We start from the raw sequence: 12,128 nt of genomic DNA, 5'->3' as shown, positions 1-12,128 counted from the left end.
TGCCTGCCAACAAAAAAAAACCTACAGGAATCGACTCATGCTCCGAAAGACACTGACTCTGGCCCCGCTGATGCTGGTTGCATCGATCAGCCAGGCCGCCGAAACCGTCAAGATCTACAACTGGTCGGATTACATCGCGCCAGACACCACGAAAAACTTCCTAAAAGAAACCGGCATCGACGTCACCTATGACGTCTATGACAGCAACGAAACCCTCGATGGCAAGTTGATGACCGGCAAATCCGGCTACGACGTGGTGTTCCCGTCCAACCACTTCATGGCCCGGCAGATTGAAGGCGGCGCCCTGAAGAAACTCGACAAGAGTCAACTTGCGAACTGGAAGAACCTCAACCCTGTGTTGCTCAAGGCGTTGCAGACCAACGATCCGGGCAACGAACACGGCTTCCCGTACCTGTGGGGCAGCACCGGCATCGGCTACAACATTGCCAAGGTCAAGGCCGTGCTGGGGGACAACGTCCCGGTGGATTCCTGGGACTTGATCTTCAAGCCCGAGAACATGCAGAAGTTGCACAAGTGCGGCGTGGCCATCCTCGACAACGGCCCCGAACTGCTGCCGGCCGCGTTAAACTACCTCGGGTTGCCCCATCACAGCAAAAACCCGGAAGACTACAAGAAGGCCGAAGCCCTGCTGATGAAAGTGCGGCCGTATGTCAGCTATTTCCACTCGTCCAAGTACACCAGCGACCTGGCCAACGGCGATATCTGCGTCGCGGTCGGCTTCTCCGGTGACATCCTGCAGGCGGAAAACCGCGCCAGGGAAGCCAACAACGGCATCGACATCGGCTACTCGATTCCCAAGGAAGGTGCCGCGATCTGGTTTGACATGGTTGCCATGCCGGTCGATGCCCCTGATGAAAAGGCCGGTTACGCCTTCATGAACTACCTGCTGCGCCCGGACGTCATGGCCGGCATCAGCAACCATGTGCATTACGCCAATGGCAATGAACAGGCCGACAGCCTGATCGACCCGGCGATCAAGAACGACACCAAGGTTTACCCAAGCCCGGAAATGATGGGCAAGCTGTTTGCCCTGGAAGCCATGCCCTTGAACATCGACCGGATTCGCACGCGAGTGTGGAACAAGATTCGCACCGGCAGCTGAAGACCTGGTCAGGCGATCGGGACAGGACGTCCCGATGCCATCGTCATCAGCCGACCGGCTCGGCTGCGCAACTCATCTGGCCTGAGCCGGGTATCTGGAAAAAAACGTCATCGTCGATTTGCCAGAAGCTGTAGCTGCCTTTGTAATCCTTGCCCGTGTACTGGGTTCCGGCATTGTTCGGCACCTGGTTCAGCGTCACCGAGGTGTTGGCCCATTTCAGGAACACCACGCCCGGTTCGACCGTAAAGAAGGTAGCGGCAACCAATGCGTTAAACCCTGCGCAACGATAAGCCAACGGGCCTTCCGTGAGCCTGCTGGGGTCCTTGGTTCTGGCAATGGCCGACCCCTGGCGCAGTTGGAACGCACGCTCGGCATAACTTCGCACGATGCACGCCTTGTCTTGAGTCCCGCCACCACACTGGTTGCGGGACTCAATCCAGAACCGCTGATCAATCTCGACTTTATTCGGGCGCGGCACCGAATGGTCGTCGCTGAGAGCCAGGAGATAAAGGCGATTGAGTTCCAGATCCATACGCGCCAGTTGAGCGTCGTGACAGATCAGCTTTTCGGCGGATGCCTGGGGGTTGGCGCAATCGAAACTGGTTTTGTACGTTGGCAAGGGCTTTGGCTTGGCCTTTGTGGCAGCGTCACACAGGCTCGCCGTCATGCACGCGCTGACGGCGAGCACAGAGGCAAGAAGTGGCATGACCATTTTCATTTCGGCGTCACCTGAGTCTTTGCGTGATGCCCGTATTGCAACGCATGTGTCGAAGCGTTGCACAGTCATTCGGTCGCACGGGGTCTATCGAGTGTAAAGCAGTGCTCGAAACCTGCCACATCGTGCCAGGAGAAACGTCAGTCTTCCTCACGAATCGTCGCCACTTCATCGGCCCTGACTTTCACCATCGCTCCGGAAATGTCCTCAAACTCAAAGAACCCGTCCTTGGTTTTGGTCTTCGGCATGTCCTTGGTCAGGTATTGAGTGCCGTTCTGCAGCGTCACCACCGTTGGCGTCGAGCAACCGGCCAGCGCCAGCAGGGCCGCTGCAGCCAGGGGCAAGCCCAATGTCTTGATGTCCATAATCACCTCCCGTTCGTTTAAAGCAGCGCCATCAGCCCGAGGCTGTCACTGCACCCGTATGGCGGTTGGTGCCGCCAGGGGGCAGAAAGTTCTACTGCCCGGGAAAAATTCCGTACCGCGCCGCCATTTATCCTTTTCCGATTGCGCCACGCGGGCTGGAACTGGTATCTGTATGCATAACCAGTATCTCTCGCCATGGCCCATTTTCCAGTGACCGCAAATCCCCTCGACGACCCGTTCTACTACTTGAACAACTTCATGCAAGTGCTTGATTGGCTTGAGCAGCGCTTTGCCGATGTGTTGAGCGTCGACGAGCAGCGTTTCATTCATGAGTTTAAGCGCTTACCCCGTGAGTCGCAGGCACTGCTGGTCAGAATGGTCATGCGCAAGGGTGTTCATTTCAGGGCGAGCAAACTGCACTATGACGAAATCGGCGATACCGGCTGCGCCGTCGGGCCGCTCTTGGCGCTCGGCTGGGTCGATGAGCGAATGCCGTTGGCGGTCGAAGCGCTGTTCGAGGTGCTTCTCAAGGGTGAAATCCTCCAGGCCTTTGGCCCGGTCATCGATCAACCCAAAGGCAGGAAAGCCGATTGGTTGCCGGCGCTGTGCGAGCAGTTTCCCCAGGTGCAAAGCTTCAACGACTGGTGTCCGAGCCTGGACGAGCGCCTGTTCAGCCTGACCATCATGCAATTGTGCGATCGCCTGCGCCTGATGTTTTTCGGCAACCTGTATCAGGACTGGTCGGAGTTCGTATTGGCCGACCTCGGTATCTACACCTACGAAAAAGTCGAATTCTGTGCCGAGTCCCGTGGCTTGCGCAGCCGGGAAGACGTGGATGCCTGTGTCCTCCTGCATGCATATCAGCAACAATTCGAGGCCGGTGAAGCGCTGGAAGAGGTGGCCGAGCGGATCAAGGGCCTGGCGCTGGACAATCCGTGGTTGCAACGCCGGCGCGGCAAGCTGCTGTTCCAGATGGCCCAGTACTGCGAACGCATTGCCGATTTCTCCATGGCCCTGAACCTGTACCGCGAATGCGCTTTTCCCGGCGCGCGTGCGCGGCTCATTCGCGTGCTGGAACGCAGCGGCCAGTTTGAACAGGCGATGGACCTGGCCGTGCAGGCCGAACAGGCACCGCAAAGCGCCGCGGAACGCCAACAGTTGCTCCGAGTCCTGCCACGTCTGCGGCGCAAGCTCGGCGGGCCGCCCATCAAGCGGGCGGCGCCTCGGGAAATGCAGCGCCTGGACCTGCAATTGCCCAGGACAGACCCGGCATTATCGGTGGAGTTCTATGTTCAGGCGCATCTGGCGCAAGATTCGGCGCCGGTGCACTACGTGGAAAACAGCCTGGTCAATTCACTGTTTGGCCTGCTGTGTTGGCCCGCGATCTTCGCGCCTTTGCCGGGGGCGTTTTTTCACCCGTTCCAGCGCGGGCCGGTGGATTTGCTCAGCGAAGACTTCCATGTCCGCCGAGCCGAACTGTTTCAGGCTTGCCTGGCCGAACTCGACGACGGGCGCTACCGGCAGACCATCCGCGAACGTTATGCCGCCAAGTGGGGCGTGCAGTCGCCGTTCGTGTACTGGAGCGTGCTCAGCGAAGAGTTGCTGGAGCAAGCCCTCGATTGCCTCCCGGCCGAGCACCTCAAGCACTGGTTCAACCGCCTCTTGCTGGACATCAAGGCCAATCGCGCCGGCATGCCGGACCTGATCCAGTTCTGGCCGCAGCAAAAGACCTACCGCATGATCGAGGTCAAGGGCCCGGGCGATCGCCTGCAGGACAACCAGTTGCGCTGGCTGGAGTTCTGCCATGAGCACCAGATGCCCATCGCCGTGTGCTACGTGCAATGGGCGGAGCAGGGCGATTGAGCTACAGCATTGCGGTGCGGGCGCTGTGCGAGTTCACCGCCAAGGCCGGCGACCTTGATCTGCGCTTCACGCCGTCACCGACCGCGCTGGAAGGTATCGTCGGGCACCGTACGGTGGCCTCGCGGCGCAGCGAGGGTTACCAAAGCGAAATTGCCCTTGAGGGCCAGTATCAAACCTTGACGGTCAAGGGCAGGGCGGATGGCTATGACCCCGGGCAAAACTGCCTGGAGGAGGTCAAGACCTATCGCGGCGACTTGAGCAAACAACCGGCCAACCACCGTCAATTGCATTGGGCCCAGGCCAGGATCTACGGCTGGTTGATGTGTCGGAAACTGGACCTGTCGCGGATCAGTCTGGCACTGGTGTATTTCGACATCGTCAGTGAAAAGGAGACCTGCCTGGTCGAGTCTTTCGACGCCATCGAGCTGCAACAGTTCTTCGAACGGCATTGCGCGCGGTTCCTGCAATGGGCCGAACAGGAAGTCGCCCATCGAGAAGGGCGAAATCTGGCTGCGCAGGGCCTGGCCTTTCCCCATGCCGGTTTTCGACCGGGGCAGCGTCATCTGGCCGAATCGGTATTCAAGGCCGTCAGCACGGGGCGCTGCCTGATGGCCCAGGCGCCCACGGGCATCGGCAAGACCCTGGGCACCTTGTTCCCCATGCTCAAGGCGCTGGCGCCGCAGCAACTGGACAAGGTGTTCTTCCTTACGGCGAAAACCCCGGGACGGCAACTGGCCCTGGACGCCGCGCACGTGATGCTTGCCAGCGCCGATGCGCCGCCGTTGCGGGTGCTGGAGATGATCGCCCGGGACAAGGCCTGCGAACATCCGGACAAAGCCTGCCACGGCGAGTCCTGCCCACTGGCCCGGGGGTTCTACGATCGCCTGCCCGCCGCACGGCAGGCGGCCAGTCAACTGAGCCTGTTGAACCAGAGCGCCTTGCGCGAGGTCGCCCTGGCGCACGATGTCTGCCCGTATTACCTGAGCCAGGAAATGGCGCGTTGGGCCGACGTGGTGGTTGCCGACTACAACTATTATTTCGATTTCAGCGCGTTGCTGTTCGGCCTGGCCCAGGCCAACAACTGGAAGGTCGCGGTGCTGGTCGACGAAGCCCACAACCTGGTGGAGCGCGGCCGCCAGATGTACAGCGCCAGCCTCGACCAGGCGACCTTCAACGGCGTGCGCAAAACCGCGCCCGAAGCGCTGAAAAAGCCGATGCAACGGGTCAGCCGCGAGTGGAATGCCCTGCATAACGCGCAAACCGGCGCCTATCAGGCCTATGACAAGGCGCCGGAAAAGCTCCTGCAGGCGCTGTCATCGTGCAGCGCCAACATCGGTGACTACCTCAACGATCACCCTCAAGGCCTGGACAGCGCACTGCAGGGATTTTACTTCGACATGCTGCACTTTTGCCGGGTCGCGGAACTGTTCGATGAGCAGTTCCTGTTCGACATCAGCAAGCGCGACCTCGAGCGCCAGCGCAACCTCTCGCAACTGTGCCTGCGCAATGTAGTCCCCGCCGGCTTCATCCGCCCGCGCCTGACCGCCGCGCGTAGCACAGTGCTGTTTTCCGCGACCCTCAGCCCCCGGCACTATTACGCCGATTTACTGGGAGCGCCGCAGGACACGGTGTGCATCGACGTCGAGTCGCCGTTTCACGCCGATCAACTGCAAGTGCACATCGTCGACCAGATCTCCACGCGGTTCGTTCATCGCCAGTCCTCTCTCGAACCGATCGTGGACTTGATCGCCAGACAGTTCTGCAAGCGCCCCGGTAATTACCTGGCGTTTTTCAGCAGTTTCGATTACTTGCAGCAGGTGGCGCAGTTGCTGGCCGAGCGGCACCCGCGGATCAAACTGTGGTCGCAATCCCGTGGCATGGGCGAGGCACAACGCCAGGACTTTCTCGACAGGTTCACCGAAGACGGCGAGGGCGTCGGCTTTGCAGTGCTCGGCGGTGCGTTCGGCGAAGGCATCGATTTGCCCGGCGCACGGTTGATCGGTGCGTTCATCGCCACCCTGGGGCTGGCCCAACTGAACCCGGTCAACGAGCAGTTGAAACAGCGCATGGCTGCGATTTTCGGCGCTGGCTACGATTACACCTACCTGTTTCCCGGCGTACAGAAAGTGGTTCAGGCCGCTGGACGGGTCATCCGTACGCAACAGGATCAAGGGGTGGTGATGTTGATCGACGACCGTTTTGGCGAGCACAAGGTCAGGCAATTACTGCCGCGCTGGTGGTCGATTGCGCCAACGAATCCTCGCTCTGCGCTGTAGGAGCTTTTACCTTTAAAAACAAATACATACCTTGATTAAAACAACGAATTGAACAATCAACGCCAGCACGCTTTATTGGAAAGGCTAGATATCACAACCCAATTCTTTGATAAGGAAATCAAGGTATGTCAGAAGCACCGAAATACAACTATTCCTCAGACGACGTGATCAAGGCGTTCGACGAGATCTACCCTACGCTCTTCGTCGGCAAAACTGCTGAAGCCACCCCAAAGTTGCTGATCACCGCCGGAGTGGAGGGCTCGGGAAAGACTTACTTGTTGGAAAAGAGCTTGCTGCCATCCGGGAATTACGGGAACTACATTCGACTGTACCTGCCCGAATATCGAAAAAAACACCCGAATTACGCCGACATGATCAAACTCGGCGTTTTGCACGCCTACGAACATACAGAAGCGTTTGCCAGGGAGCTCGGTGAGAAAATCTTCGCCAACGCGCTTTCCCAAAGATGCAACATCATCATGGAGTGCGCGTTCGATGACATCGGTTTTGCCGGATTGGCAACATTTGTTCCCGGGTATCAACTCGAAGTCCATGTCGTGGGCTGCAATCACGCGTTCGCCCATCTGTCCAGCATCAAAAGAACATTCTCCAGCCTGAAAAATCAGGAGTTGGAACGGTTTGTCAGCTATTCGAGACTCGAGAAGAGCATCAGTAACGCCCCGGCGGTTCTCGTTGCGTTCGAGTTCATCGCAAAGACGGTGAGCGGCTCGCAAATTTTCTTGTACGAGCGTGGTCTGGGCACGCTGAGCGAACGGGTACTGCGCGCTCATAGCGCCTATGCCCTGGACGCAAATGGGAATCTGAACGAAGCTTCAACGCTGCAGCCATATGCGTACCGCGCCTATGACACAATCCTCAGGAGGTCCGTCTATTCGAGGGAGGAGCGTGACGAAATGGTCAGGGAATGTCATCTACAGCTGCTTAAAACCAGTCAATATGACAAACAGGTTCCCGATTTCGTCTACAACGAGCTTTATTCCTACATCACCAAATACGTGTATCGCTAAGCCGGGATTGCAGGCGATGAAGCAAACTGCCGCAGGCATGGCTTTCCAAATTGGCAGTTTGTCTCATACTCCAGAAAAACAATCATGACGCGAGAACTCAATGAGCGAGGATCGAAACAGGCCGAATACCGTTGAGGACAAGCGCTTTCGCCTGTTGATCGATGCAGTGATCGACTATGCGATCTACATGATTGATCCCGACGGCATCATTACCAGCTGGAACGCCGGCGCCAGGCGTTTCAAGGGCTACGAGGAGGCCGAGATCCTCGGTCAGCATTTCTCGCGCTTCTACACCGATGACGATCGCCGTGCCGGCTTGCCCCAGAGGGCACTGGACACGGCGATTCGTGAAGGGCGTTTCGAGGGCGAAGGCTGGCGGGTGCGCAAGGACGGCACACATTTCTGGTGCCATGTGGTCATTGATCCGATCTTCGACCCGTCGGGCACGTTGCTCGGTTTCGCCAAGATCACCCGGGACCTGACCGATCGCAAAATGGCCGAGGAAATCCTCAAGCAAAGCGAGCAGCAGTTTCGCCTACTGGTGCAGAGCGTTACCGACTATGCGATCTACATGCTTTCCCCGGACGGCCGGGTGAGCAACTGGAACCCCGGCGCCCAGCGCATCAAGGGTTACTTGCCGGAAGAGGTCATTGGCCGGCATTTTTCGATGTTCTACACCCCGGAGGATCGCGATGCCCGCGAGCCACAACGGACGCTGGATATCGCCGTTCGTGAAGGGCGCTTTGAAAACAAGGGCTGGCGGGTGCGCAAGGATGGTACGCGGTTCCTCGCCCATGTCATCGTCGACCCGATCTGGGGCGACACCGGCACATTGCTCGGTTTTGCCAAGATCACCCGGGACATCACTGAAGTCACCCAGGCGCAGCAGGCGCTGGAGCAAACCCGTGAGGCCTTGTTCCAGGCGCAGAAAATGCAGGCCATCGGCCAGCTCAGCGGCGGGATCGCCCACGACTTCAACAACCTGCTGACGGTGATCCTCGGCAATCTGGAAATCGTGCGCAAACGGGTGACGGATGACCCCAAAATAACCCGCCTGATCGACAACGCCACCCAAGGTGCCTTGCGCGGTGTATCCCTGACCCAGCGCATGCTGGCGTTTGCCCGACGCCAGGAGCTCAAGTCGGTACCTGTGCGGATACCGGCGCTGGTGGAAGGCATTTCCGGGCTATTGCGCAGCTCCCTGGAGCCTTCGGTGAAAGTCGAAACACGCTTTCCCGGGGATCTTGAACCGGTGATGGCGGACATCAATCAACTGGAACTGGCCGTACTGAACCTGGCGACCAACGCCCGCGACGCCATGCCCCACGGCGGGACCATCATCTTCAGTGCCAGGACCGAGGAGGTCACCGGCGGCGCCTCATCCCTGGCCGCGGGGCGTTATGTGTGCCTGAACATTTCCGATACCGGCGAGGGCATGGATGAAACCACGCTGGCCTCGGCGATGGACCCCTTTTTTACCACCAAGGGCGTTGGTAAAGGTACGGGCCTGGGGTTATCGATGGTCCACGGTTTTATCGAGCAATTGGGTGGGCGCTTCATCCTCAAAAGCAACAAGGATCAGGGTACGACGGCCGAGTTGTGGTTGCCGGTTGCCACCCGGGGTTCGGTGGTTGAGCCTGTAGCGCAAACGCAGACCGTGGAAGTGCCCCGCCTGTGCGTACTGGTGGTGGACGATGACAGTCTGGTGTTGACCAGCACCAGTCTGCTGCTCGAGGACCTCGGGCATCGGGTCATCAGTGCGGCTTCCGGAGCCAGGGCGCTGGAGCTGTTCGGCAGTGAACCGGATATCGATCTGGTGATCACCGACATGGCCATGCCACAGATGAGTGGCGCGCAACTGGCCAACGCCATCAGGCTCATGCGGCCGAGCGTGCCGATCATCCTCGCCACCGGTTTTGCCGAACGCCTGGAAGGCATTGCCGCGCGTCTACCTCGTTTGTCGAAACCCTTTACCCAGCTCAACCTGGTGGAAGTCATTGCCTTGGCGATGAAGTGACGCGGCGGTTACGCCGTTCATAGCGGGCAAGCATCGGCTGGGTGCTGATGCCGTGGACCAGAATGCTCAGGGCCACCACCGAGAGCGTCAGGTCGGCACACACCGTTGCCACTGAAGGCAGCAGATCGTGGTTCAAGGCATAGAAAAGGTAGTAGAAACTCCCGATGCCGCGAATTCCGAACCAGCCAATCAACCAGCGTTGCGGGCCATTGAGCAGCGAACCCCATGGCATCAGCCAGACCGTCAGCGGGCGAATCATCCCGAACAGCACCAACGCGACCAGCAACGCCCGCCAGTCCCAGTGCGCGATCAGCACAATACCGAGCAAGGTGACCAGAAAAACCTCCATGGCCCGTTCCACCAGGCTGCCGAACGACAGCATGTCGCCCATCATGATCCCGGCGGCGACTTGCGTGTCTTCCAGGTGCTCCACATTGCCGAGCACGGCCGCCTCGGGTTCGACATGCTGATGACCGACCACCGCTTGAACCAGGTGTTCGGCCGGTGTGTGGGCGTCACTGCTTGTCCTGACCTCGGCCCGACGCAAGCCCAGGCCGGCGGCAAACACCGAGAGGAACCCGTAGCCGCCGATGGTTTCGGCCACGACGTAAGCCAGTGCGATCAAGGCCAGGGCAAGGTAGTCATTGGGGGAAAACGTGCTGTCGGCATTCTTGATGCGCATGAACAACGTCAGGTGACCAATACCGCGCCCCATCCAGTAACCGGTCAGCAGTCCGGCGGGCACGCCCCACAACAGGCGCTTGAAAAACCAGTCATCCAGACCGCTGCCAAAGCTGCCGTTTTGCTGCAAAAACAACAGTCCCAGAATCACGAACGGGAAAGCGATTCCGTCGTTCAGTCCTGCTTCGCCCGAGAGCCCGAACCGCACCGGATCATCATCCTTGGCGTCATTGACCTGAACCAGCGAGGCCAGGACCGGATCGGTCGGCGCCAGTATCGCCCCGATCAGCAGCGACGGCCCCCACGCCAGTCCGAAAGCGAAATGCAGCAGCAGGCAGACGCCGACAATGGTCAGCACCATCACCGGTCCCGCCAGGACGAACGCCACTCGCCATCGGCGATCACGAAGAGGAGGTCGCAGCTTGAGCCCGCAGACAAACAATGAAAACAGCACCGCGACTTCCGTCAGGTGCTCGATCCAGAACGCTGCCTCCTTGATATCCAGCCTGAGCATACCCAGGCCCGCCGGCCCGATGGCGATGCCCAGGACCAGGCACACCGCCGAAGTGGTGACCGGCATCCAGCGCAGGTACGACGAAGTCAGTGCCAGGGTCAGCAACACCGCGCCCAACACCGCCACCCAGGCAACGAAACTCATGGCTCAGATCCCGAAACAACCGTCAGTGCAGGGCTATAGGCTGTTGAGCATTGAAGGGCTGCATCGGTTCAATTATTACCTGCAGGAGTGAGCCTCCTCGCGATAGTGCCGTGTCAGGCAACACATTGCCGACTGACAGGACGCCATCGCGAGCAGGGTCACGCCCACAAGGGGAAAGGCTATGGCTAGAGAGCGGGTCAGGCCTTGAGATGACGCAAACTGCGTTCCATCCGCGCAATGCCTTCTTCCAGCAGCGACCGTGGGCAGCCGAAGTTCAGGCGCACGAACTGTTTGCAGCCATTGCCGAAGTCCAGGCCGGCGCTCAAACCCACCTTGGCCTGTTCAAGGAAAAACTGCTGCGGGTCGTCCAGCCCCAGTGCCGTGCAGTCGAGCCACGCCAGGTAGGTGCTTTGCGGCAGGTTCATGGTGATGCCCGGCAGGCGGGTGTGTACGGCCTCGGCCAGGTAATCCCGGTTGCCTTGCAGGTAGACCTTCAGCTCGGCAAGCCATGGTGCGGCTTCGCTGTAGGCGACGCGGGTGGCTTCCATGCCCAGCGGATTGACGCTGTCGACCATGCCGCAACGGGCGTGGTTGACCTTCTCGCGCAGGTGGCGGTCCTGGATGATCATGAAGGAGGTCTTCAGGCCGGCGATGTTGTAGGCCTTGCTCGCCGACATCAAGGTGATGGTGCGCTGGGCGACCTGCGGGCTCAGGGTTGCCATCGGAATGTGCTGGCGACCGTCGAAGCACAACTCGGCGTGGATCTCGTCGGAAATGATCCAGGCATCATGCTCAAGGCAAATGTCGGCAATGGCTTGCAGCTCTGTGCGGGGGAAGGCCTTGCCCAGCGGGTTATGCGGGTTGCTCAGCAGCAGTGCGCCACCACCTTGCAGCGACTGGCTCAGGGTATCCAGCGGCGTGGTGTAGGTGCCGTCGGCTTGCGCATCGAAATTCAGTTCGACCTTGTTCAGCCCCCAATGCCCGGGCGCATGACGCAGCGGTGGGTAGTTCGGCACCTGCACAACGACATTCTGTGGCGCCTGAACCAGTGCCTTCAGTGCCATGTTGAAGCCGGACTCGACGCCCGGCAGGAAAATCAGCTCCTGGGGCTCGACGCGCCAGGCGTACTTGTTCCAGAGGTCCGCAACGATTGCCTCGCGCAGGTCATCCTGGGCCACGCTGTAGCCGACCATCGGGTGTTCCAGTCGTTTTTGCAGGGCCTGGATGATCATCGGCGGCGCGGCGAAATCCATGTCGGCGACCCACATCGGCAACACATCGGCGGGGTAGCGGCTCCACTTGGTGCTGCCGGTGTTGTGGCGGTCGAACACCTGATCAAAATCGAAAGTCATGCGGGGTCTCGTAACGGCAGGGTTAATCATGCCCGCCATGATAAGCGCCA

Annotated in this window: 9 protein-coding genes; 5 read left to right on the top strand and 4 right to left on the bottom strand. The window is 59.6% G+C overall.

What is annotated here, in order from left to right; genetic code table 11:
* The first annotated feature begins 37 nt into the window (after nucleotides 1-37).
* Nucleotides 38-1,123, top strand: a complete 1,086-nt coding sequence (locus PspS34_RS13965) for a polyamine ABC transporter substrate-binding protein (RefSeq protein ID WP_154860051.1) — start codon at nucleotides 38-40, stop codon at nucleotides 1,121-1,123.
* 46 nt (nucleotides 1,124-1,169) lie between these two features.
* Here PspS34_RS13965 and PspS34_RS13960 read toward each other — a convergent pair whose 3' ends face one another.
* Both PspS34_RS13960 and PspS34_RS13955 read right to left on the bottom strand, forming a co-directional pair.
* The gene (locus PspS34_RS13960; protein ID WP_154860052.1) at nucleotides 1,170-1,841 is read right to left on the bottom strand and encodes a lysozyme inhibitor LprI family protein; all 672 of its coding nucleotides are present in this window, start codon (nucleotides 1,839-1,841) and stop codon (nucleotides 1,170-1,172) included.
* A gap of 137 nt (nucleotides 1,842-1,978) precedes the next feature.
* On the bottom strand, nucleotides 1,979-2,203 hold the full coding sequence (locus PspS34_RS13955; protein ID WP_056724775.1) for a YgdI/YgdR family lipoprotein: 225 nt from the start codon (nucleotides 2,201-2,203) through the stop codon (nucleotides 1,979-1,981).
* 195 nt (nucleotides 2,204-2,398) lie between these two features.
* Between PspS34_RS13955 and PspS34_RS13950 the strand changes: the two genes are divergently transcribed.
* The 4 genes from PspS34_RS13950 to PspS34_RS13935 all read left to right on the top strand — a co-directional run bounded on the left by PspS34_RS13950 (nucleotide 2,399) and on the right by PspS34_RS13935 (nucleotide 9,387).
* The gene (locus tag PspS34_RS13950; RefSeq protein ID WP_159389951.1) at nucleotides 2,399-4,066 is read left to right on the top strand and encodes a VRR-NUC domain-containing protein; all 1,668 of its coding nucleotides are present in this window, start codon (nucleotides 2,399-2,401) and stop codon (nucleotides 4,064-4,066) included.
* Nucleotides 4,063-6,342, top strand: a complete 2,280-nt coding sequence (locus PspS34_RS13945; protein WP_159389950.1) for an ATP-dependent DNA helicase — start codon at nucleotides 4,063-4,065, stop codon at nucleotides 6,340-6,342. Before PspS34_RS13950 ends, PspS34_RS13945 begins: the two co-directional genes overlap by 4 nt.
* A 125-nt stretch (nucleotides 6,343-6,467) precedes the next feature.
* Nucleotides 6,468-7,370: a zeta toxin family protein gene (locus PspS34_RS13940; protein ID WP_159389949.1), complete on the top strand. Its 903-nt coding sequence runs from the start codon at nucleotides 6,468-6,470 to the stop codon at nucleotides 7,368-7,370.
* Between the two features lie 100 nt (nucleotides 7,371-7,470).
* Entirely contained in the window at nucleotides 7,471-9,387 is a 1,917-nt protein-coding gene (locus PspS34_RS13935; RefSeq protein WP_159389948.1) for a PAS domain-containing sensor histidine kinase, read from the top strand.
* On the opposite strand, the gene PspS34_RS13930 is transcribed toward PspS34_RS13935, so the two are convergent.
* Both PspS34_RS13930 and PspS34_RS13925 read right to left on the bottom strand, forming a co-directional pair.
* Nucleotides 9,365-10,726 (bottom strand): sodium:proton antiporter, encoded by a 1,362-nt coding sequence (locus tag PspS34_RS13930; protein ID WP_159389947.1) that lies wholly within the window; start codon nucleotides 10,724-10,726, stop codon nucleotides 9,365-9,367. The two genes, PspS34_RS13935 and PspS34_RS13930, sit on opposite strands and share 23 nt — an antisense overlap.
* 197 nt (nucleotides 10,727-10,923) lie before the next feature.
* On the bottom strand, nucleotides 10,924-12,078 hold the full coding sequence (locus PspS34_RS13925; RefSeq protein WP_154860058.1) for a PatB family C-S lyase: 1,155 nt from the start codon (nucleotides 12,076-12,078) through the stop codon (nucleotides 10,924-10,926).
* Between the last annotated feature and the right edge of the window lie 50 nt (nucleotides 12,079-12,128).

It is taken from the genome of Pseudomonas sp. S34 (assembly GCF_009866745.1).
In the GTDB taxonomy this organism is placed as follows: domain Bacteria; phylum Pseudomonadota; class Gammaproteobacteria; order Pseudomonadales; family Pseudomonadaceae; genus Aquipseudomonas; species Aquipseudomonas jessenii.
The sequence above is the reverse complement of the archived record's forward strand: the minus strand, read 5'-3'. Positions and strand labels throughout refer to the sequence as shown.

Excerpts from the sequence above, each read along its gene's own strand:
- PspS34_RS13965 (WP_154860051.1), top strand. The coding sequence starts at position 38 with ATGCTCCGAAAGACACTGACTCTGGCCCCGCTGATGCTGGTTGCATCG.
- PspS34_RS13960 (WP_154860052.1), bottom strand. The coding sequence starts at position 1,841 with ATGAAAATGGTCATGCCACTTCTTGCCTCTGTGCTCGCCGTCAGCGCG.
- PspS34_RS13955 (WP_056724775.1), bottom strand. The coding sequence starts at position 2,203 with ATGGACATCAAGACATTGGGCTTGCCCCTGGCTGCAGCGGCCCTGCTG.
- PspS34_RS13950 (WP_159389951.1), top strand. The coding sequence starts at position 2,399 with ATGGCCCATTTTCCAGTGACCGCAAATCCCCTCGACGACCCGTTCTAC.
- PspS34_RS13940 (WP_159389949.1), top strand. The coding sequence starts at position 6,468 with ATGTCAGAAGCACCGAAATACAACTATTCCTCAGACGACGTGATCAAG.
- PspS34_RS13935 (WP_159389948.1), top strand. The coding sequence starts at position 7,471 with ATGAGCGAGGATCGAAACAGGCCGAATACCGTTGAGGACAAGCGCTTT.
- PspS34_RS13930 (WP_159389947.1), bottom strand. The coding sequence starts at position 10,726 with ATGAGTTTCGTTGCCTGGGTGGCGGTGTTGGGCGCGGTGTTGCTGACC.
- PspS34_RS13925 (WP_154860058.1), bottom strand. The coding sequence starts at position 12,078 with ATGACTTTCGATTTTGATCAGGTGTTCGACCGCCACAACACCGGCAGC.